A 21,504-nucleotide genomic window follows, 5' to 3' on the forward strand; every position below is an offset into this window, starting at 1 on the left:
GAGGGCGGCAACTGTCGGGTCCGGTTTACAACCGCGGACCGCTCACGTGCAGCTCTTCACCGAACGATACGCCGCCGGCGGGCGCCAGGTCGGCCTCGCGACGCGACTTCTTCGTGGGCACAAACGTCCGGGTCGCTACTTTCGTGGCAGGCGGCGTAAGCGTCGGAACCGACAGGAACAGCACGCCCAGGCCCGTGGCCAGGCCGCCGATCAAGCCGGCCAGGATGATCACCGCCTTGCGCGGGCCGGCCGGCGTGTTCGGGCACTCCGGGGCGTCGATGCTGCTGATCAGGTCGGCGGTCCGGGCATTGTCACGGACGGCATAAGCGTCGGACAGGTTCTTCTTGGCACTGCCCAGGGCATCGACGCGGCTGGCCACGTCGCTGACCAGGTTCGAGTACTCGGCCCGCAGGTTGGCGAGCTTTTCCAGGCGAGACTGGGTGTCCTGGAGCTGGTCTTGCAGGTCTTTGACGGTCTTTTCGTTCATGCGGATTTCAACTTCGACGCCGCGGATGGCGACGGCCAACTCGGCGTGGATGTGGTCGCTGATTTCCTGCTCCGACTGCAGGGCGGCACGCACGGTGGGGTGCTCTTCGGACATCTGGCCCAGCAGCTTCGACGAGATCAATTGGGCATCGACCAGGCCGTCCTTCAGGCGACGCAAAGCCGGCTGCGATTCCAGCAGGCGGTTCGGCGTGGCCAACAGCCGGCCCGAGTCCAGCTCGGCATCCTTCAGCAGGGTGAGCAGCTCGCGGTCCGAGGTCAGGGTGACTTCGGCGGCCCGCAGCTCTTTTTCGGCCTCGAGCACGCGTTGACGTAGCTCGCTTTGAGCCGAAGGCGAGCCGTGCAGCGAACGCAGCTCGGCCAGGTCCGAACCAACGCTGTCTTCCAACTGCTTGAGCTTGGCGGTGACGTCGTTCAAATCGGTTTCGGCGATGGCGACGACGTTTTCCAACTCGTGGATGACGCTCTTCGCCTTCTCATCGCGGAGCTGCTGAAAGCGAGCCTGCAATTGCCGGCTCAGCGCGACGCTGAGGGCGATCGCGCGGCTGCGCTTGTGGTCTTTGACCTTGAGGTAGAAGACCTCAGTCTTACCGAATTCGGCGCCGTTTGGTGCGGCCAGACGGATGTTGCCACGCAACGTCTGGATGTCTTCCATCGTGGGGAACACATCCGGGTTGTTGTGATCGGCCGGGGGGCCGACCGATTGCAACGCGGTGGCCACCACCGATTGGCTCTTGGCCAACTCCAGGATCGTGTCCTGGGTGACCTTCATGTCTTCGTTGCTGCGGAAGCGGCCGCCTTCTTGTCCGTTTGCCTGGTTACGCACGATCAAGGCTTGCGACGCTTCGTAGGGCTGAGGACCGAACGTAGCGAAGATGCCGGCCGCGAGCGTAATGACGACCGCAGGGACGATCCAACGGCCCGGATAACTGGACAACAGTCGCAACACGTCGATCGGCGAAGGTAGGTGGTCTTGGCCCATGTGAGTTCCCCTGCTTGAGATGCGAGTGGCCCGGCGATTTCGTTTGGCAAAGGGAAGCAAACCCGATGCCAAGGCGCTGCGCGGCGTCGCTCCGTCGAATGGCTAAACCGCCTTCACCGCGGAAGTTATGCAGATCGCGGATGTTCGCCGAACAGCTCTTTTACCGCGACGGTGCATGACTCGCCGTCGTTACAGGACAACATGATCGTTGCAGCGAGTCAACATCCTGGTGCGAAATTGCCAGCCGACGGGAGCGGTTATCGGGGCCGTGCGCGTTCGTTCGATCGTACGTGTTGCCAGGCGGACAGCTTGCCGCAACCAATTTGCCTTGCTGTGGTTGTGACCAAGAGTTGCAGGCTTGGTCCACGCCTCGCTCGCGCTCGACCCGTCCTGGGTGCGGCACTGGCAAGACGTCGCAGATTTCTGTCATGCACCTGGTTCGCTACCACGCTTTCGACGCCCTCGAGCCCCTGGCCAGCGAGTGGAACGCCCTTGCGCGCGGCGTGCCCTTTCGGCGTTGGGAATGGCTGAGTCAATGGTGGTTGGCCTATGGAGTTGACCACCCTGACCGCGAACTGTACGTGATCTGCGTCTTCGATGCGGCGGGCCATTTGGCTGCCGTTGCCCCCTGGTATATCGAGGCACTGCCCGTCGAAGGACGCGTGGTGCAGTTCTTGGGCAACGAGGCGGCCTGCTCGGATTACTTGACGGTGCTGTGCGATGCGCGGCACGAAGCGCCCGTGGCGCGTGCGCTGGCCGACTGGCTCAGCACACAGCGCACCTCGCTCAGCGAATGGCTGAACGACGCGCATGCCGACTCGTGGGACACGATCCATCTCGACGGGGTCGATGCCGAAGATCGCATCGTGCTGGCCCTTGTCGATGAACTAGCCTGCCTCGGACATCACATTCATCGCGGCCCTGGCGTGAATTGCTGGCGCCTGCCGCTCGCGCCGACGTGGGATGCATGGCTCGCCGGCCTCAGCAAGAATTCGCGACGCATGATGCGCAAGTCCCGGCAACGGCTGGCCGAAACGCCGTCGCTCGAGATGCGCACCTTGGATACCGTCGGCGACTTGCGTGCGGGTCTCGACGTGTTGATGCGCCTGCATCAAGCGCGCTGGCAGCGCCTCGGCGAGCCGGGATGCTTTGGGTCGGCGCAGTTCGCCGGATTCTTCTCGTCTGTGACCCGCAACCTGCTGGAAAGCGGCGCGGTACGGCTGCAGTGGCTCGAGCTGCATGGCAAGCCGATCGCGGCCGACTACTTCCTGTTGGGTCAGGACGTGGCGTATCTCTACCAAGGCGGCATGCATCCCGATTTCCTGCATTGGGAACCAGGCCGCCTGTCGCTGGTCGCCGGAATCGAATGGGCCATCGGCGCGGGCTATCGTGCGGTCGATCTGCTCCGCGGCGATGAACCGTATAAGGCTCACTACCAGGCCTTCCCGCGGCCGAGCATGAACCATCGCGTGGTAGCGGCCAAGATGGGCGCCCAAGCGCGGCATTCGGCCTGGCGAGCCGGCGGCTGGCTCAAGGGTTGGATCAAAGACCTGTTACGGACGCCGGAGCCCACCTGACGTGTCCTCGTCGCCGACCCGGGTTACGATGAACCCCGGCGCGGAGTTCCCGGCCTTGCGGCCTGGCATTCAACATCGAGCCAAACCAGTGCTGAAGTCGTCGTTACCGCTGGAAGAAGCACCCGCCCCGGGGGCGGAAACACCGCCCACCGCGTCGCTGAGACTGCCGGTCGACGGCCCCTGGAAGATTGCGCTGCATCGCGACCCGGACGGCCTCGCCCCGTTCGAGCCGGCTTGGGCCGAATTGGCGGGCGACGTGCCCTTTTTGCATCCCGATTGGGCGTTGACCTGGTGGCGGCATTACCGGACCGCCGGGATGCAGTTGTTCGTGCTCACGGTGACCGACGCGCAGGGCGCGCTCGTCGGGCTGGCGCCGTGGTACACGGCGCGCTCGCTCTGGGCCGGCAGCGAGGTCCGCTTCCTGGGCGACGGCGAGATTTGCTCCGACTACCTTTCGGTGTGCTGCCGGGCCGGCGCCGAGGCGAGCGTGGCCCGCGCGCTGGCCGATTGGTTGCATGGCGTCGGCCGCCAGCAGCACGACGCGCTGTGCTTGTCTGGAGTGGCCGCGTACGACCACGTGATCGAGTTGTTCCTCGAGCGCTGCGCGGAGCACGGGACGATGATCGACAGGCGCCTGATGGCCAATAGCTGGCGCGCTCCGCTCGCGGCCGACTGGGAAACGTACGTCCAGGGGCTATCGCGCAGCCGGCGAGAGCGCGTGCGCCAGATTTGCCGCAAACAGCTTGACACGCCGCGCGCACGCTGGTGTCAGTCCGATTCGCCCGAAACGGCAGCCGAGGCTTGGGAGATCTTCGTCCGGCTGCATCAGCGGCGCCGAGAGAGCTTGAATGAACCCGGCTGTTTCAACTCGCCGCGCTTCGCCGCGTTCCATCGCGAGATGTTCGATCGTTGGCAGCCCTTGGGCCGGTCGCGCGTGCATTGGACCGAGCTCGACGGAGAACCGGTCGTGGTGCATTACGACCTCGTCGGCGCCGGCGGAACGGTATTCCTCTACCAGACCGGCATGGAACCGCTCCGCGCGGCAGAAGGGCCCGGGACGCTGGGCGTGATCGCGGCGCTACGATCGGCCATCCAGGCGGGCTACCGAGCGTACGACTTTTTGCGCGGCGACGAGCCGTACAAGGCCCACTGGCGCACCGAGCCCTGCCCGATCATGGAGTATCGCATCACCCCCCCGCGAGGCCTGAGCGGCTGGCGGCGTAGCGGCCGTCTGGCCGTGGAACGTGCACGGCAATGGGCGAAAAATCGCCTGCGTCGACCGGCTGAAATCGCGAAAAATGTAACGTAAACTCTGGGAGGTGCGTAAGGATTTCCCTGTCCGCTGGGTGGGCCAAATCAGTCCCGGTGGACCGAGTTGCGGAAATTTGAGATGGGGGTTAGCTCTTGTTCGGTTGGAAGCATTCCTTACTTCAGGTCTATTACCAGGCCACGTTGCCGTATCGCCGCCGGCGTAATCGCCAGGAGGCATCGCTCGGCCGCGCGCCGCAAATGATCGTCCTGTATCACCGGATCGCCGACGATCGGGCGAACCTGTGGACGACGACCACGTCGGCCTTTTTGCGGCAGATCGAATGGATGCGCAGCGAGTTCGAGTTCGTCACGCTGGCCGAGATTCAGCGCCGCCTGCGCGGCCGCGGGAGCGAACGCCCCGCCGTGCATATCACGTTTGACGACGGGTATGCCGTCAATTGCGAGCAGGCCCTGCCGCTCTTGGTGCGCGAGCAAATTCCCTGCACCTATTTCGTCACGGCCGAACCGGTCCTCAAGGGAGTGCCCTTCACGCACGACCTGGTCATGGGCCATCGCTTCGCGCCGAACACCATGGAGCAATTGCAGGCGATGGCCGCGGCCGGGATCGAGATCGGGCACCACACCCGCTCGCATCCAGACATGGGTCGCGTCAGCGACGCCGCGCAGCTGTTCGACGAAATCGTCGCCTCGCGCGATGAGCTGCAACAAGCGCTCGGCTACCCGATTCGCTATTTCGCCTTTCCCTTCGGCCAGCATCACCGCTTGTCGCCGGCCGCGTTCCGGCTGGCCTACGAGGCCGGCTATGAGGCCGTGGTCTCGGCTTACGGTGGCTACAACGTGCTGGGAGACGACGCCTTCCACCTGCAGCGAATTCCGGTCGACGACAGCCTGTTGCGGCTGAAGAACTGGCTGACCGTCGATCCGCGCAAACAGCGGACCACGCGCCGCTTCTACTACGGCGGCGTGCAGCGTCCGGGCCACGTGGAGGCCGCGCTGTCGTGACCGCCGCCGCCGTCGAACCCTGCGAGGTCTCGCTGCGCGCCGACGAGCGGGCTCAGCCCGAACTGGGGCTGCGCGTCGACTCGCTGGCCGACAGCGTCGCGCTGCTGCTGGTGTTGACGGTCGTCCAGCGGATGATCGGCTTTGCCCGCGGCATGCTGTTCTGCCGCTGGCTGAGCGAAGACCAACTCGGGCAATGGGACGTGGTGCTCGCGTTCCTGGATCTGGCGGCGCCGCTGGTCGTCTTGGGGTTGCCCGGTTCTTTCGGTCGCTACGTCGAGTATTTCCGCCACCGCGGGCAATTACGGCCCTTTTTGGCGCGGACTTCGTTGACCTCGCTGGCTTTGCTGGTCGTGGCCGTGCTGACGATCGTCGCGCTGCCGGGCGGATTTTCCCAATTGTTGTTCGGTACCGCTGATCGCACTGGGATTGTGACGCTGGTCGGCTGTTGTCTGGCCACGGTGATCGTGCACAACTTCATCTGCGAGCTCTACGCGGGCCTGCGGATGTTTCGCATCGTCACGCTGTTGCAGTTCGGGCACGGCCTGATCTTCGCCTCGGTGAGCCTGTCGCTGATCGCGCTGTGGCGCGATGTGGCCGCCAGCGTGGTGCTGGGCTATACCGCGGCGGGTGGTTGCTGCGCGGCAATCGCGCTCTTGGGATTGCGCAAAGTCTGGCGCAGCCTGCCGCAGCCCGTCGAACTGGTGCCGCATGCCAGTTTCTGGGCCAAGCTGGTTCCGTATGCGGCGTGGATCTGGGTCGCCAACTGGTTCACGAACCTGTTCGTGATCGCCGACCGTTACATGCTCGTGCACTTCAGCGGTTTGGATGCCGAGACGTCGCTGCAGTTGGTCGGCCAATACCACAGCTCGCGCATACTGCCGCTGCTGCTGGCGTCCATCGCCACGATGCTGGCGACGATGATCCTGCCGCACCTGAGCCACGACTGGGAAGCCGGACGCCGCGAGGCGGTCGATGCCCGCATGCGGCTGGTGCTCAAGTTCTCGGGCCTGGGTATGCTCCTGGGCGGTTTGGTCCTGCAGTTGACCGCGCCGTGGTTTTTCACCTTCTTCAAAGGCAAGTTCACCGGCGGCCTGGCCGTGCTCGACTGGACGACGATCTATTGCATCTGGTACGGCCTGCTCACCATCGCGCAGGCCTACTTGTGGTGCGCTGAGAAAGCCTGGCAAGGCAGCATCGCCTTGGCCCTGGGCCTGGCCGCGAATGTGATGCTCAACTATGCGTTGTTGCCGATCCTGGGCCTGCAGGGCGTCGTCTATGCGACGGCCGCGGGCAACGCGATCGCCTTGGTCCTGATTTACAGCTTCATGGGCCGCCTCGGCTTGAAGTTCGATCTGGGTGTCTGGCTGATCTCGGCGGCGCCGGTCGCCCTGGGTTTTGGCCCTTGGGTGTCGCTGGCAGCCGCCTGCATCTTGACGGGCGCTTTGGCAGGCACGCGCTGGCTGCTCGATCCGGCCGAGCGCGAAGTGCTGTCGGCCGTGGTGCACAAGTACGCGGCCCGTTTCCGGCCGGCCGCCGTCTAGGAGCCCCCGAGGCCGCACATGGCCCAGCAATTCGCAAGCTCCGGTGACGACCAGCGACTGCGCGTCGTCTTCGTCAATACGCACCTGTCCGTCGGCGGCGCCGAGACGCTGCTCTGCAGCCTGATCCGGCGCATGGACCGCGAACGGTTCACGCCTGAGCTGTGTTGTCTCAAGCACCTCGGGCCGCTCGGCGAGCAACTCGCGCAAGAAGTCTTCGCCGAGCACGGCTTGCTGCGTCATAAAGCCGACGTGGGCGTGATCGGCCGCCTGGCCCAACGCTGGCGCAAGCGCGGCGTGGCCGCGGTCGTCACAGTGGGCACCGGCGGCGACAAAATGTTCTGGGGCCGCCTGGCCGCGTGGCGCGCGGGCGTCCCCGTCGTGTTGTCGGCCTTGCATTCGACGGGTTTGCCCGACCGTGTCGAGCCCACGAATCGTCTGCTGGCGCGTTGGACCGACGGCTTCATCGCCGTGGCCGAGGCGCACGCACGCTATATCACCGCGGCCGAAGGCTGCCCCGCCGACAAGGTCTTTGTCGTGCCCAATGGCGTCGACGTCGAACGCTTTGCACCCCGCGCACCCCGGCCCGGGCTGCGCGGCGAATTGGGCCTCGGCGCGGTTGCGCCCGTGGCGTCGATCGTCGCAGCATTGCGTCCGGAAAAACAGCACGAGCTGTTTCTTCGGGCAGCGGCCGGCGTGCTGTCGCGCGTGCCCGCGGCACGGTTCCTGATCATCGGCGATGGGCCGCGCCGTGCGGAGCTCGAACAGCTCGCCGCGGAGTTGCGGCTGGGCGATGCCGTGCAATTCCTCGGCGTCCGCAGCGACGTGGCGGACCTGTTGTCGATCACGGACGTCGTGTGCCTGACCTCGAAGATGGAGGCGAACCCCGTTTCGCTGCTCGAGGCCATGGCTTGTGAAAAACCGATCGTGGCCACGGCCGTCGGATCGATTCCGGAGATGGTGCTCGACGGCGAGTGCGGCTTCCTCGTGCCGCCCGGCGACGTGGAAACGCTCGCCGCGCGAATGAGTGATCTGATGAGCGATCCGGCGCGCGCAGCGGCCTTGGGGCGTCGCGGCCGGCAGGAAGTCATCTCCCGCGCCTCGTTGGACAGCATGGTCAGCGGGTACCAGGACCTGATCGAACGCATCTATCGCCAGAAACGCGGCGGTCTGCCGCACGGCCGTCGCAGCGTGGCCGCCGTCGAATCGCCGGCACACGACCGCCTTGAATTGTCGTCGCGACGCTAGCTCGCGTGCTCGGTTGTATCCGGCGCGGCGTTATACTCACGTGCCGAGCGGCGCCTGTTCGGCGCCGCGCTTCGCGAGTTCTCGCGTGGTCGGAGACCTGGCCGATGTCATGGGGTCGAAGTGCCGTACTACTGGCGATTGCGGGCGCCCGGTGCGCTCTGGGCGGCGCAGCTCTTGCGGCGGAGAGCACTCCGAGCCCGCCTGCAAGCCTGACGCCGGCCGAGCGTGGTTATTGGCTGTTGTTGCACAAGCCGTATAACCCTGCCGACATCTCGGTGGACGACTTTGCCCAGATCTGGGAAGTCTGGCCCGAGCCGTTGCGTGCTCAAGCCGCCGGGGCGTCCTCCGCCGAGCGACGCAAGCTGGCCTTCACGCGCTACGGACTCATCCCACGTCCCGACGATCCCGAGGGGCTCCCGCTCGGTTACGTGCAGACGGCCGATGGCGGCCTGGCCATCAATTGCCTGGCCTGCCACGGCGGCAAGGTCGAGGGCCGGCCGCAGCCTGCTGTGGGCAATTCACACTTTGCGTTTCAGACCTTGGCTCAGGACTTGTTGCGGTTTCGCCAGAGCCGCGGCCAGTCGCTCGGGCCCGAGGCGATGATGGCCGTGGCGTTTCCGCTGGGGCGTACCAACGGCACGACCAACGCGCAGACGTTCAGCGTCGCCCTGTTGGCGATGCGCGACGCGAACCTGGAGCTGCTCGAACGGCCGCGCTCGATCCGGCTGGAGCACTACGATCTCGACGCCCCGCCGCTCTGGAACACCCGGCACAAGCGCCATTTGTATATCGACGGCTACGTGCCCAAGACGCATCGCGTGATCATGCAGTTCACGCTGACCGCGGCCAACTCGGGCGCCGAAGTCCGATCCTGGGACAATGATTTTCGCGACGTCCTGGCCTGGATCGAGTCGCTCGAACCGCCCCCCTACCCCGGTGCGATCGATCGGGCACTCGCCGCGCGCGGCGAGACGGCGTTCAATCGGACATGTGCCGAGTGCCACGGGCACTACGGCGCCCAGCCGGACTATCCTGAGAAGCGCGTGCCGATCGACGTGGTGGGCACCGACGCGAAGCGGCTGACCGGCATGCCGGCCGAGCATCGCCGGTTCTTCGAACAAAGCTGGTTTAACGAGGACGGCAACTTACGGGTCGAAGCAGAACCAGACGGCTACGTCGCGCCACCGCTCTACGGTATCTGGGCCTCGGCGCCGTATTTTCACAACGGCTCGGTGCCCACCTTGTGGCATGTGCTGCATCCCGAGGCGCGCCCGCAGCTTTGGCGGCGGACCGAAGATGGCTACGACCACGATCGTCTGGGCCTCGAGGTGACGACGTTCGACGAGATTCCGCGGGCCGACCGTCGGGGCGATGCGCGCCGCACCTATTTCGACGCGGCGCTGCCCGGCAAGAGCGCCGCGGGCCATAACTTTCCCGATGAATTGTCGCCCGAAGAGCAGACGGCGGTGTTCGAGTATCTCAAGACACTCTGAGCGCGCATGGCGTATACGCGGGAGCGGTCGCCGAGTGCCGCGGCTGTTCACGACGAGCGCGAACTCACACTGCATGCTGGATGAGGTTGCTGCCCGCGGCGATCGCGGTGGGAAGCCGGCTTAGAGGTTTCCTTGCGTCCACGCGCCGTCGATCAATCGCCACATCCGGCCGTTGGGGTTCGCGTTGCGCAAGGCTGCCGGCAATCGGTGCTCGCGCACGTTGTCGTAGCTTGCCAAGGCCGCGAATCGCCGCAGCGACGCGGGGATGCCCACGGACGTAAAGCCCGGGTGCCCCGTGGCGGGGAACGGTCCACCGTGGTTCATCGCAGGCGAAACGGCCACGCCAGTCGGCATCTTGTCGTTCAACAACCGTCCCACGCGCCGCTGCAGCAGCGGCGCGAGCCGGTCGTACAACGCTTCGTCGCGGCCGTCGCGGGCGCTGTAAACACAACCGGTCAGGTTGCCCTCGAGCGCGCGCAGGCAAGTCGCTGCTTGTTCGACGTCGCGAGCCACGACGACAAGCGATGCATTGCCGAAGGCCTCGGCTTGCAGCGCCTCGCCGGCCTGCAGGAACTGCTCGCCGGTCACGCGCAGCAGCGTGTTGGCAAAGCTATATCCGCGGCCACCCGAGGGCGTGCCGCCGACCACGAGTTGGGCGCCCCCGGTGCGCAGCGCCGCGATCGCCTGGGCCAGCGCATGTTCGACCTGCGCCGTCAGCAGGGTGCTCACCGGAGCGGTCCGAAACGCCTCGGCGGATGCCGTGATGAAGGCCTCGGCCTCGGGCCCCGCGACAAGCAACACCAGTCCCGGATTGGTACAGAACTGGCCCGCCGCCATCAGGCAGCTCGCGGCAAATTCGCTGGCGATTTCACCCCCCCGCTCCGTCAAGGCGCCGGGCAGGATGACGACGGGGTTGATGCTCGACATTTCCAGGTAGATCGGTTTGCCGGCGGCGTCGGCGGCAGCCTTGAGCCGCAGCCCGCCCTGCCGGCTGCCGGTGAACCCGGTCGCGCCCAGCCGCGGGTCGGCCACGAGGCGCAGTCCGTCGGCCGGCTCGAAATGGTAGAGCATCTGGACTGAGCCGGCCGGAAGTCCGGCGGCGTCGGCGGCCGCGTGGGCCTCTTCGGCCAGCAGGCGCGTCGTGCCGGGATGCGCAGGGTGCGCCTTGGCGATCACCGGGTTGCCGGCCGCCAGGGCCGCGGCAAAATCGCCCCCCGCCACGCCGTTGAAGGCCAGCGGAAAATTATTGGGCCCGAACACCGCCACGGGACCAAGCGACCGGTAGCACGAGCGCAAATTTGCCTTGGAATCGATCGTCGCCTGGCGCCAGGACCCCTCGCGCGCGGCCGCAGCGGCCTGGCGCAATTGGCCGGTTGTCCGTGGCAATTCGACCTCGGCCAGGCGCGGTCGGATGGCCAGTGCCGTTTCCTGATGAGCCAGGGAGACGATCTCTTCGCTGCGCTTTTCGATCCGCTCGGCATATTGCTCGAGCATTGCGGCGACGCGTTGGCCGTCGTCGGTGGCCAGTTGCTCGGCGGCCCGGGCAGCGGCATCGAGCGCCGCGTCGAGGTCGGCCCAGGTGCTCGTGGGATACTCTGCCGGCAATCGCTCTCGGTTAGCCGGGTTCTCGGCCGTGAAGCTTCCGCAGGCTTGAGCGGCTTGCCAGCGTCCTGCGACCAGGATGGGTACGAACGACATCGGTAATTCCGCGTAGGAAAGAAGGCTAAATGAACTCGTGCGCCGAAGGTTATAGCGCGCCCGCTCGCCGGCCTGCAATTCGCGCGGCGCGGACCTGTGCTGCGTCCGCCGCATCAGACCTAGTCGAGCCCCCGCGGGGGGGCTACGATCGATTGCCAAAGGAGCACCGCAGCATGTCCGAGGCGACCGCCTCTTCCCCGGCCCCCAGCGCACGCGGCGAGTTTCATAAGCTCGACTTCACCGCCAATGCCCTGGCGTTGTTGGCCCGGCTGCTCTCTGGGGCCAGCACGCGGTGGATCGACTCGCAGCCCGACACCTGTCAGCGGATTTATTTTGCCAACCACACCAGTCACCTGGATGCCCTGGTGCTGTGGTCGGCGCTGCCCGGCGAGTGTCGCGTGCTGACGCGGCCGGTCGCTGCCAAAGACTATTGGGAAAAGAACGCCTTTCGGCGGTTCATTGCTACCCGGGTGTTCGACGCGTTGTTGATCGACCGCGACAACGTCAAGCTTTCGAACAACCCGTTGCGGATGATGCTCGACGCCATCGGCGACAAGTATTCGCTGATCGTGTTTCCCGAAGGCCATCGCAACACGGCCGACGAGCTTGATGAATTCAAGAGCGGGCTCTACCACTTGGCCCGCAAACGACCGGAACTCGAGTTGATTCCGGTGCACATCGACAACGTCAACCGGGTACTCCCGCGGGGCGAGTTCCTGCCCGTGCCGCTGTTGACCTGCATCACATTCGGCCCGCCGATGTGGCTGGAGCAAGGTGAGCCGAAGCAGGAGTTCTTGCAGCGGGCACGCAACGCCGTGCGGCGGTTGCGCGATCTGGGGAACGATTGATGGATGCCAATGCCCGGACCTGGTTCTTGGTCGGCGGAACGCTGATCGCCCTGGCCGCTGGAACGGGCATCGGGCAGTACCTGCGCGTGCGCCGCGATGCCACGCTCAATCCGGCCTTGATCGACGGCTTCAATCGGCGAATCCGGGCCTGGTGGTTGATGAGCTCGGTGCTCGCGGCCGCGCTGCTGCTGGGCCGCCTGGGCGCGACGATCGTGTTCGGGCTGATCAGCTTTTGGGCGCTGCGCGAGTTTGTCACGCTGACGCCCACGCGCCGCGGCGATCACCGCGCGTTGTTCTGGGTGTTTTTCGTCTTCACGCCGCTGCAATATCTGCTGGTCGGCATGGGCGCCGCCCAATACGGTCTGTATACGATTTTGATTCCCGTGTATGCGTTCTTGTTCGTCCCGGCGCGCATCGCAGTGGCGGGCGACTTCAAACGGTTTCTCGAACGCGCGGCCAAGATCCAAGCCGGCCTGATGATCTGCGTGTACTGTCTGAGCCACGCGCCGGCCTTGATGTATCTCAAGATCGAGGGCTATGAAGACCCGGTCGATCGCGCCCGGCTCTTGTTCTTCTTCGTGCTGATCACGCAGTTGGGCGACGTCATGCAGTATGTCTGGCAGCGTCTCGCCGGGCGTACGATCATCGCCCCGGCCGTGAGCCCGAATCGCACCTGGGAGAGCTTTCTCGGCTCCGTCGGTAGCTGCACCTTGCTGGGTGCGGCGTTGTCCTGGGCCACGCCGTTTGAAATCTGGGCCGCGGCCGTCCTGTCGGCCATCATTGCCTCGATGGGCTTTGCCGGCGGCATGACGATGTCGGCCATCAAACGCGATCGCGGCGTAGCCGACACCGGTGTGCTCGTCACGGGGCACAGCGGCGTGCTCGACCGAATCGACTCGATCTGCTTTGCCGCGCCGATCTTCTTTCACCTCACGCGGTATTTTTACGCCGAGTGGTAGCGGTAAGCGCGGCGTGACCTCTCCTGCTCATTCGTCCTTGAGCCATTGCCCACCGCCGCCGCCAAGATAGGGATGCGCCTCGAGTGCGTCGCCCCCGCCCGACAACCGCGGATCGTTCGTGGCTCGCAATTGTGCGTCGAGCAGCTCGGCCAATCGAGTTTTGACCGCTGCCAGTTGCGGGTCGTCGGCCCGGTTGCGCATCTGGTCCGGGTCGCTGGCCAGTTCATACAGTTCCTCGGCTGGACGCTTGGCAAAGCACAGCTCATAAAGCGGCCTGATCGCCGGCTCGTCGCGGTGGTCCCAAAGATAGCGCTTCGTGGGGCCGTTGTCGCAATCCGACAACCAGGCCCGTTCGAAAAATGCCCGCTGCCAGTCGGGCGTTCCAGCGGGCCAGCGATCGGGCCGCAGGTTGTGCACGTACAAGTGGTCGTAAGTCCGCACGGCGCGCACGGGATAGCCTCCACGGTCGGGCGCCTCTTGCGATTGCGTGTGCCGCTCGCGTCCGATGAGCACGTACTCGCGCGCCGGATCGACTCGGCCCGAGCGGTCCGTGCGCAAGATCGGCCATAGGCTACGGCCGGTCATTTCCTCAGGCACGGCCACGCCTGCGGCCTCGAGGAAGGTCGGGGCCAGATCGGCCAGCGAGACCAGGTCGTCGACCGTCCGCCCACCGGGAACTTGTCCGCCCAGCCGCGCGACGAGCGGGACCCGCGCCCCGCAGTCGTAGACGTTGCCCTTGCCGCGCGGGAACGGCATGCCGTGGTCGCCCGTCACGACGACGAGCGTCCGCTCAAGCTCGCCGCTGCGTTCGAGATACTCGATCAGTTCGCCCAGTTCGCGATCGAATCGCTGGATTTCCAGGCAATAGTCGGCCACGTCGCCCCGCGAGGTCGGCACGTCGGGATACTGCGGAAACAGGTGCACGTCGGCCAGATTCATGCCGCTGCGCGCTCCGGAGTCGAGATCGAAGGGGCGATGCGGGTCGCTCGACCCAAACCAGAAGCAAAACGGCGACCCGGCCGGCCGCGCCTCGAAGAATGCCGCCACGCTCTTGTAGGGCTTGCCGCCCGGATTGCCGCGGCCGGGCCCCCACGCCTTGCGATAGGTGCCGACGTGATAGCCGGCCTGGCTCAGCAGCGCGGGATACTCGGCGAATTGCCCCTGGGGCCAGATGCTATGCAGGTTCGCCCCGGCGCCCAGCCGCCAGAAATGCTGACCGGTGATGATCGCCCCGCGGCTCGGCGTGCACGACGGCGACGACACAAACGCGTGCGTAAACAACACGCCGTCGCGGGCCAGGCGATCGAACGTCGGCGTTTGCACCACGCGATCGCCATAGGCGCCGGCATAAGGCCAGCCCCAGTCATCGGCAATCGCCAGCACGATATTCGGACGCTCTGCCGGCGGACCGGCAGCGCATACCGGCCCGGTACCCAGGCATGCCGCGAACAGGCCCGCGGCGAACAGCGGTTTCCACGATCGGTTCATCGCGCACCTTTCTCGTGGGCCAGCCGATTGGAATAACAGTCGTCCGGCCAATTGAGCCGCAACCGCGATCGCAGCTCGGCCTCGACCGCCGCGAAGGCTGGCTGGCCGGCCAGATTGTCGAGTTCGTGCGGATCGCGCTGGTGGTCGTAAAGCTCGGTCCCCTGTTGCCCGTTGTCCCATTCGGTATAGCGCCATTGCTCGGTCCGCAGGCTGTGGCCCGGGAATTTCCCGCGCCAGACCTGCGAGAATGCCGGGTGATCCCAAGCCAGGGTCGGGTCGTCGAGCAGCGGCGCCACGCTTTCGCCATGCAGGTTGTCTGGCGGTTCCACGCCGCAAAGTTCGGCCAGCGTGGGATAGAGATCGACCAGCTCGACCGTCCGCTGGCACGCGCGGCCGGCCGCCTTCTGCCCCGGTGCGGCAATCAGCAGCGGTACCCGCGCCGATTCTTCAAACAGGCTTTGCTTCATCCAGAGGCCATGTTCGCCAAGGTGGTAGCCGTGATCGCTCCAGAAGACGATGACCGTGCTTTCGGTCAGCCCGAGGCGCTCGACGGCGTCCAACAGCCGGCCAACCTGCGTATCGACAAAACTGATCGTCGCGTGGTAGGCGCGAATCGCCTCCTGGCCCTGATCGGTCGTGACGCCGAACAGCGGATAAGGCGTCGTCGAGGCCAGGGCCGGTTTCGGTACGCGGTCGAGATAGCCGGCCGGCTCGATGGGCAGGGTGCTCTCGGCGATCGAATATAGGTCGAAGTAGCGCCGTGGAGCGATGTAGGGGCAATGGGGGCGATAAAATCCCACGGCCAGAAAGAATGGCCGCTCGCGGTGCTTTTCGAGCAGCTTGATCGCCTCGGTCGCGCCGATGCCGTCGGTCTGCTCCTCGTCCGCGCCCTCGGCGGCCAGGAACGACAGCGACGAGCCGAGTCCGCGCCGCGGCGTGTAGTTCGTCAGCAGGTGCTCTTCGCGTTTGTCGCGGCCGATCGGGTTGATGCGTTCGTCCCAGGAAGCCGCGTCGTCGAGGCCGTTGGTGCCGATCGTGCCCGGGTTGCCGTAGTGATAGATCTTCCCGACGCGGGCCGCCACGTAGCCCGCGCGGCGAAACATCTGCGGCAGCGTCACCACGTCGGGCAGCGACGTGCGGCGGAAGTCTTTCTGCAGATCGAACACCTCGGTCGTGTCGGGGCGCAGGCCCGTCATCAGCGACACGCGGCTGGGACTGCACAAGGGAAACTGGCAATAGGCGCGGGTAAACGTCGTGCCGCGCGCGGCGAGCCGATCGATCTGCGGCGACTGCATGCGGGCGTTGCCATAGCAGCCCAGGTCGCAGTTCATGTCGTCGACGGCGATAAACAGGACGTTGCGCCGCGGCGCATCGGCGGCCCACGCGTTCGACGCGCACGCGATCAGCAACAGCAGCAGCCTGGCCCGTCGCACGTTGAATGTTGGCATGGTCTTCAGTCCACCTGTTGAGGGTCATACAGGAGCGGAAAGAACGTGCCTCCCATCGCTTCGCCTGGCGCGATCGGCGGCACCCCGGCGAGCAGCGGTTGGTCCGAATCGCTCCGCACGCCGTCGCGAAAAGCGTTGACCACCACCGCCCGGCGCGGCTGCGCGGTGCGGTTTTCGCGCGACCCGTGCACCATCAGCGGATGATGGAACGAACAACAGCCGCGCGGTAGCTCGATGGTGACGGGCTGCTGGAGTGCCGCGAACTGCTCGGGCGAAAGCACCTGCGAAATCGCATCCATGTTGCCTGCCAGTCCGGTGATCGGCAGCAGGTCCCAGCGATGGCTGCCAGGCACGTATTGCAGGCAGCCGTTGTCGCGCGTCGCAGGATCGAGCCCGATCCAGCAGGTCAAGTGGGCCAGCGGCTTGGTGCGGGTCCAATAGGAGTAGTCCTGGTGCCAGGCCACGACGCCGCCGTGGTGGGCCGGCTTGCAGAACAACTGGTCGTGCCAGAACCGCACTGCGCCGCCGAGCAATTGCGAAGCCGGCACGGTGAACGCCGGATGCCACAGCAAATCGTGAAAGCCCGGAGCAATCCGCCAGGCCCCCAACGCATGGAACAGCACCCGGTTCGGGTCGGGCGATTCGTTCGAGTGAAACTCGTAGAACAATTCATGGCCCGGCGACGCCGGATCGGCGATCTGTTGCAATTCCTCGAGCAACCGGTCGCACTGCTGGTCGTCGAGAATGCGAATGCCGGCCAGGTAGCCATGCTCGTGGTAGAACGCGATCTGGTCATCGGTCAGCGCGTAGCTTTGCCACTCGCGCAATGTCTGCGGCAGGCGGAACAAATCGCCAATCAGCTCGTGGCGCTGGGCAAGATCGCGAACAGACATGGTGCGCCTCGGATGCGATGTGCGGAACGCCGGCCTTCCCGTTCCGGAAGCACCAGCATAGCCCCGGCGCCTGCGATCGCCAGCACACGGCGGCTATCCGCGAGTAAGATCGTCGTCGGGGTCCCGCAGGCAGACACTCACGGCCACTGGGAGCAGCATCGCTATGTCCTCCGACTTTTCACCGCAGGTGCTGCGCTGCCCGCAGTGCGAATTCAGCGAATTGGTGCTGGCGAGCACGGCGCCAACCTGGTTGCGCAAGGCGCGCATGCTCCGCTCGAACAGCCGCGCGACACCGGCCGAGCTCGCGGAGTTGCTGCCCGTCGCGGCCGGCAAGCTGACGTGTCCGGGTTGCGGTCGCCGTGGGCTGGTCGTCGGACGTTGGGACCAGTCGACCAGCGGTGGCGACAGCGACTGGCCTGAGACGCCGCGTTGCGAGGGTTGCGGCGGAGCGATCGAACCGGAACGCCTGGAGTTGATGCCGCAGACGCGCATGTGCACGGCGTGCCAGCGCAAGACCGAGCGGCCCGGCGCGGCCGTCGAAGGCGAGTATTGTCCGCGCTGCGGTTCGCCGATGGTGTTGCGCGCGGTGCGTGCCGGGATCACGCGCATGCAGTTGTCCTGCACCAACCCGCGGTGCCGCTAGTCATCGCGCGAGGACTTCAAGCCGGGATCGCGCGTGGTGGGCGATTCTCGTGAATGACCGAGGCTGCGATCAGGTGTTCGTCGTGGTTGACTGGTGTTGCCGTCGCGCCGGCCGGTCCGACAGCGCGGCGATTTCGGCCAGCCGTTGCCGCATGATCCGGCCCACCGTCGCGCTCGACAGCCACGAGCCGACCTGTTGCCGGGCCACTTCGCCGATTTGCCGTGCGGCGGATCGGTGCTCGAAGGCCCAGCGCATCTGGTCCGAGGCCTGGGCCATCGACGCTTCGGCCCAGCGGTTGCCCGATTCGTAGAACGGCAAGCCGGCCGGCACGTCGACCAGGTCGTAGGCGACTGGCAGGCTGTTCTCGTTGGTCATGAAGTCCATGTTGCCCGACCATGCCGTGCCGATCACCGGCTTGCCCAGCAGCATCGCCTCGGCCAGCGTGAGTCCGAAGCCCTCGCTGCGATGCAGTGAGACGTAGCAGTCGCAGGCGTCGATCAAGCCATAGGTGCGGCCGCGTGACAGCGGGGCCGTCCACAGGCGAATGTTGTGATTGCTCGTGGCCCGGCGCAAGTCGGCAAAGCTACAGCCGTCGTAGTCGCTGCGGCCGACTTTGAGCACCAAGGCTGCGCGGTCGTCGAGCGCGAATGCCCGCTTGAACGCCTCGACCACGGCCAGGGGGTTCTTGCGGGCCATGACGCTCGAATTGTCGAACATGAACAGGAACACGTAATCGTCGGCGCGCAGCCCCAGCTCGCCGCGATCGAACGGCTCGACTTCGCCCAACTCGACGCAGTACGGCACACGGACGACCGGCAAATCGGTGGCCTTGCGCACCGCCTCGGCTACGAACCGCGAGGGAACCCACACCTCGTCGACCTGGTCGAGTACGGGCAGCCAATAGTCGGGCACGTGTTCGAGTTCCCAGGTCCACATGCCGATCCGGTAGTTCGCCTCGCGATAGTGAACGCCGGCATAGGGCAACTGTGTCGCCATTCCCTCCGGCTGCAAGACGTACAGGTCGATGTCGTGCACGTCGAGACTGTAGTAGCCGTGCGATAGTCGGCCATCGATTCCCCAGGGATGAGCGACGTTGCGCGGGGCAACCGTCACCTCGGCTTCGCGCAGCGCGCGCAGCAGACCGCGTCCCGCCTCGCCCAGGCCTGCGTGCGAAGCAAGGTGGCCGATCAGATTCACGCCGGGCCGTTGGAGCTCGCCCTCGCGAACCTGGCGTTCGAGCTGCGCGAGCCAGTCGGGCGAAAGCTCGTAGCGCTGGCGCGCCGGCCCACGCGCCCAGGCCAGCAGTTGGCGCCGCGCGGGCTCGTGCTCGGTCGCCTCGTGCAACAATCGCGCCACGCCGGGCGCGGTCTGTGCCAGCCGGCGCAATTGGTCGAGCGGCGTCAGCCGGCTGGTCGGTCGCGCGCCGCCCGGCAGGCGCACGCGCTCGTCGCGCAGCAGGTTCAGCCCGGCGCCGTCGTCGAAGGCGGTCAATGCCAGCGGGTATTCGCGCTGCCAGTCGGCGTTGTGCAGGTAGCATTCGGCCAGGTTGGTGCCCAGGTCCTCGCGGATCGTTCGCCGCAGTTCGGGCAGAGCCTCGGGCGCGATCGCGCCGTATTCGCGGTGCGCGTGCTTCGCCAGCCAGTCAGCAAACCCGTCGCGGCGATGCGGCAAGAACGCCCAAGGAAAATAGGCCCGTAGCTCGGGCCGGCGGCGAAAGATCTCCAGCGCAAAGTTGGCCGGGTCACTCCCGCCCTCGGGATGCAACGTGTTCTCCAGCGCGTGAACCAGGACCTGGTCCGCGTTGGGCCGGGCATACAGGCGCGGCAAGGCGAGCGACTCGGAAATGTCCAGGTGCGACGAAAGATACGGATCGTGACGCAACCCCAGGCGCGCAATCAGCTCGGCAAACAGGCGAGCGTCGTGCGGAGGGCAGCTCGCGTCGCGCGTGGCACACTCGTGGTGCATGAGCCGCGCATAGGGCGTGTAGAGATTGCGATACCCGGCCCCCAGCGCGGCGAGGCACAACGCGCAATCGCTGTAGGCAATTTCGTAGCGCTCGTCGAAGCCGCCCAGCCGGGTAAACACCTCGCGACGCATGGCCTGGCAGGCGCCGGTTACCATGGTGACGTTGCGATACGAGTTGGGCCCGCCGTAGCCGGTCAGCACATCGTCGCTTTGTTCGTAGAACAAGTGGCCGCACAGGGCGTGCATGCCCAGCGCCATGCCGGCGTGCTGAATCTTACCGCTGGGGAACAATAGCTTGGGACCGACGATGCCGATCTCCGGCACGAGCGCCCAGCGGACCAGCTCGGCGAGCCAATCGTCGTGCAGCACTTCGGTGTCGTTGTTCAAGAACACCAGCACTTCGCCCCGGGTTGCGGCCGCGCCGGCGTTGCAAGCGGCCGAGAAATTGAACGGTTGGTCGAAGTCGATCCGCCGCACGCGCTGCTCGCTCTCCAAGCGCCGGTAGAGCGCCGCGGTCGCCGGTTCGCTGCTGCCGTTGTCAACCAGCACGACTTCGAGGTGCGGATACGCGGTGCCGTACAGCAGCCCGTCGAGGCATTCTTCCAGCAGCTCGGCCTGATCGCGCGTGGGAATCACGATCGACACCAAGGGCCACGACGGCGGCTCCCAGGTGACGTGTTGCATCGCATTAGGCAGCGTCTCGACCGTGGCCTCGATGCCGCGCCGCCGAAAATGATCGGTCACGACGCGACGCTGCGCCTCCTGGGCATAGGGCTTCGCCGCCAGGCCGCTCGCGCACGAGGTGGGCACTGCGCGCCAGTGATAAAGACACTTGGCGATATGCCCCACGGCGCCGGTCCGCTCGGTGACGCGGAACAGCAGGTCCCAATCCTGGGCGCCGTTGTAGCCCTCGCGCACGCCGCCGACCTGCTCGATCAGGTCCCGGCGTATGGCCACCAGGTGGCAGAGATAGTTGTGGCCCAGAAAGGTCTCGGGTGACCAGTCGGGCTTGGCCGTCAAGCCGTAGCGATAGCTCCCGTCGGCGGCCAGGTAGTCTTCGTCGGAATAAACCAGGTCAAGTTGCGGCTCGGAGGATAAACGCCGCGCGACTTCATACAGGGCAAACGGCGCCAGCTCGTCGTCGTGATCGAGAAACACGACGTAGTCGCCGTTGCACCGGGCCAGGGCCGTGTTCGTCGCCGTGGCGATTCCTTGGTTCGTCGGCATGCGGGCAAGGATGATCCGCGGGTCGATCGTCGCCAGCCGTTCGACCGTGCGGCGCAAGGCCCGCGATTCGTCGTCGGCCAGGGCAAGGCACCATTGCCAGTGACCGTAGGTCTGATCCCCCACGCTACGCGCGGCCGCCTCGAGCAGGTCGATGGGCGTCTGGTAAAGCGGTGTGACGATGCTGAACCGCACCGGGCGGTTGAGCGCTTGCGACCATTGCGTCTGTCGGTAGAGGTCGTCTGCGCCCGGCTCGTTCTCAGCGATCCACTGGGCATAAGGATGGGCAGGCACCGGGGCTAGCGCCGGCATTTCCGGTGTGGCCGGCGCCGCGGTCGAAGGCTCGGCGGCCGCCGTGAGCTTGGCTTTTCCCCACCACTGGCCCGCGCGCGCATACCAACGTGAGACATCCCTGCCAAAGCCCATCGCCGGTCTCCCTCGACTCACCGTGGCGCGGCGTCGAGGTTCCCTCCTGACGCAGCCGCGGCGCGAGTGGTGGTATAGCGGGCGCCGGCATGCTGGAACAAGACGGCTCGCCGAGACAGCCAGCTAGCAGTGCTGGCAGGGCAGCGCGTTGAGCGGGGACGACTCGCTGGCCTTAGTCCCACCACCAATGCTGGCCGCTGGGGGCGGCGGTGGTGCGGGCTGCGGCGACGCGTTCGTCGGTGGTCGTGCGGTCGATGACTTGCCAGCTGTTGATCGACACGCCGCCCGAGGCGCCG

Annotated in this window: 15 protein-coding genes; 9 read left to right on the forward strand and 6 right to left on the reverse strand. The window is 66.1% G+C overall.

The genetic code is table 11. The annotated features are described in order from the left end of the window. Nucleotides 1–25: 25 nt before the first annotated feature. Complete coding sequence (locus K1X74_03865; protein ID MBX7165465.1) at nt 26–1,486, reverse strand: hypothetical protein; 1,461 nt, start codon at nt 1,484–1,486, stop codon at nt 26–28. Between the two features lie 428 nt (nt 1,487–1,914). Here K1X74_03865 and K1X74_03870 point away from each other — a divergent pair, with 428 nt between their 5' ends. The 6 genes from K1X74_03870 to K1X74_03895 all read left to right on the forward strand — a co-directional run bounded on the left by K1X74_03870 (nt 1,915) and on the right by K1X74_03895 (nt 9,616). After that, nucleotides 1,915–3,063, forward strand: coding sequence for a GNAT family N-acetyltransferase (locus K1X74_03870; GenBank protein ID MBX7165466.1), 1,149 nt, complete (start codon nt 1,915–1,917; stop codon nt 3,061–3,063). Between the two features lie 88 nt (nt 3,064–3,151). Continuing rightward, nucleotides 3,152–4,372, forward strand: a complete 1,221-nt coding sequence (locus K1X74_03875; protein ID MBX7165467.1) for a GNAT family N-acetyltransferase — start codon at nt 3,152–3,154, stop codon at nt 4,370–4,372. 95 nt (nt 4,373–4,467) lie between these two features. Further along, a complete protein-coding gene (locus K1X74_03880; protein ID MBX7165468.1) occupies nt 4,468–5,337 on the forward strand; it encodes a polysaccharide deacetylase family protein in 870 nt (289 codons plus the stop codon). Beyond that, nucleotides 5,334–6,878 carry a lipopolysaccharide biosynthesis protein gene (locus K1X74_03885; protein MBX7165469.1) on the forward strand — a complete coding sequence of 515 codons (1,545 nt, stop codon included), beginning with the start codon at nt 5,334–5,336 and terminating at the stop codon, nt 6,876–6,878. Before K1X74_03880 ends, K1X74_03885 begins: the two co-directional genes overlap by 4 nt. A gap of 18 nt (nt 6,879–6,896) precedes the next feature. Beyond that, nucleotides 6,897–8,123 carry a glycosyltransferase gene (locus K1X74_03890; GenBank protein MBX7165470.1) on the forward strand — a complete coding sequence of 409 codons (1,227 nt, stop codon included), beginning with the start codon at nt 6,897–6,899 and terminating at the stop codon, nt 8,121–8,123. Between the two features lie 239 nt (nt 8,124–8,362). Beyond that, a complete protein-coding gene (locus K1X74_03895) occupies nt 8,363–9,616 on the forward strand; it encodes a cytochrome c (protein ID MBX7165471.1) in 1,254 nt (417 codons plus the stop codon). A 120-nt stretch (nt 9,617–9,736) separates the two neighbouring features. Here the strand turns inward: K1X74_03895 and K1X74_03900 are convergent, their stop codons facing one another. Then, nucleotides 9,737–11,314 (reverse strand): aldehyde dehydrogenase (NADP(+)), encoded by a 1,578-nt coding sequence (locus K1X74_03900; protein ID MBX7165472.1) that lies wholly within the window; start codon nt 11,312–11,314, stop codon nt 9,737–9,739. Between the two features lie 173 nt (nt 11,315–11,487). Between K1X74_03900 and K1X74_03905 the strand changes: the two genes are divergently transcribed. Beyond that, complete coding sequence (locus tag K1X74_03905) at nt 11,488–12,162, forward strand: 1-acyl-sn-glycerol-3-phosphate acyltransferase (protein ID MBX7165473.1); 675 nt, start codon at nt 11,488–11,490, stop codon at nt 12,160–12,162. Then, nucleotides 12,162–13,121, forward strand: coding sequence for a phosphatidate cytidylyltransferase (locus tag K1X74_03910; protein ID MBX7165474.1), 960 nt, complete (start codon nt 12,162–12,164; stop codon nt 13,119–13,121). The genes K1X74_03905 and K1X74_03910 overlap by 1 nt, the downstream gene beginning before the upstream one ends. A gap of 27 nt (nt 13,122–13,148) precedes the next feature. Here the strand turns inward: K1X74_03910 and K1X74_03915 are convergent, their stop codons facing one another. The 3 genes from K1X74_03915 to K1X74_03925 are packed head-to-tail and all read right to left on the reverse strand — an operon-like array spanning nt 13,149 to nt 16,950. After that, nucleotides 13,149–14,609, reverse strand: a complete 1,461-nt coding sequence (locus K1X74_03915; GenBank protein ID MBX7165475.1) for a sulfatase — start codon at nt 14,607–14,609, stop codon at nt 13,149–13,151. Continuing rightward, the gene (locus K1X74_03920; protein MBX7165476.1) at nt 14,606–16,057 is read right to left on the reverse strand and encodes a sulfatase; all 1,452 of its coding nucleotides are present in this window, start codon (nt 16,055–16,057) and stop codon (nt 14,606–14,608) included. Before K1X74_03920 ends, K1X74_03915 begins: the two co-directional genes overlap by 4 nt. 5 nt (nt 16,058–16,062) lie before the next feature. Next, nucleotides 16,063–16,950 (reverse strand): phytanoyl-CoA dioxygenase family protein, encoded by an 888-nt coding sequence (locus K1X74_03925; protein ID MBX7165477.1) that lies wholly within the window; start codon nt 16,948–16,950, stop codon nt 16,063–16,065. Nucleotides 16,951–17,113: 163 nt separating this feature from the next. Between K1X74_03925 and K1X74_03930 the strand changes: the two genes are divergently transcribed. Then, entirely contained in the window at nt 17,114–17,593 is a 480-nt protein-coding gene (locus K1X74_03930) for a TraR/DksA C4-type zinc finger protein (protein MBX7165478.1), read from the forward strand. Nucleotides 17,594–17,662: 69 nt separating this feature from the next. Here K1X74_03930 and K1X74_03935 read toward each other — a convergent pair whose 3' ends face one another. Further along, nucleotides 17,663–21,208 carry a glycosyltransferase gene (locus K1X74_03935; protein MBX7165479.1) on the reverse strand — a complete coding sequence of 1,182 codons (3,546 nt, stop codon included), beginning with the start codon at nt 21,206–21,208 and terminating at the stop codon, nt 17,663–17,665. Nucleotides 21,209–21,504 lie beyond the last annotated feature (296 nt).

The organism is Pirellulales bacterium, assembly GCA_019694435.1.
Lineage (GTDB): Bacteria > Planctomycetota > Planctomycetia > Pirellulales > JAEUIK01 > JAIBBZ01.

Bases quoted from the DNA above. Each gene is read 5' to 3' on its own strand.
- K1X74_03930 (MBX7165478.1), top strand. From the start codon at position 17,114: ATGTCCTCCGACTTTTCACCGCAGGTGCTGCGCTGCCCGCAGTGCGAA.
- K1X74_03865 (MBX7165465.1), bottom strand. From the start codon at position 1,486: ATGGGCCAAGACCACCTACCTTCGCCGATCGACGTGTTGCGACTGTTG.
- K1X74_03925 (MBX7165477.1), bottom strand. From the start codon at position 16,950: ATGTCTGTTCGCGATCTTGCCCAGCGCCACGAGCTGATTGGCGATTTG.
- K1X74_03890 (MBX7165470.1), top strand. From the start codon at position 6,897: ATGGCCCAGCAATTCGCAAGCTCCGGTGACGACCAGCGACTGCGCGTC.
- K1X74_03935 (MBX7165479.1), bottom strand. From the start codon at position 21,208: ATGGGCTTTGGCAGGGATGTCTCACGTTGGTATGCGCGCGCGGGCCAG.
- K1X74_03870 (MBX7165466.1), top strand. From the start codon at position 1,915: ATGCACCTGGTTCGCTACCACGCTTTCGACGCCCTCGAGCCCCTGGCC.
- K1X74_03915 (MBX7165475.1), bottom strand. From the start codon at position 14,609: ATGAACCGATCGTGGAAACCGCTGTTCGCCGCGGGCCTGTTCGCGGCA.
- K1X74_03920 (MBX7165476.1), bottom strand. From the start codon at position 16,057: ATGCCAACATTCAACGTGCGACGGGCCAGGCTGCTGCTGTTGCTGATC.
- K1X74_03910 (MBX7165474.1), top strand. From the start codon at position 12,162: ATGGATGCCAATGCCCGGACCTGGTTCTTGGTCGGCGGAACGCTGATC.
- K1X74_03900 (MBX7165472.1), bottom strand. From the start codon at position 11,314: ATGTCGTTCGTACCCATCCTGGTCGCAGGACGCTGGCAAGCCGCTCAA.
- K1X74_03905 (MBX7165473.1), top strand. From the start codon at position 11,488: ATGTCCGAGGCGACCGCCTCTTCCCCGGCCCCCAGCGCACGCGGCGAG.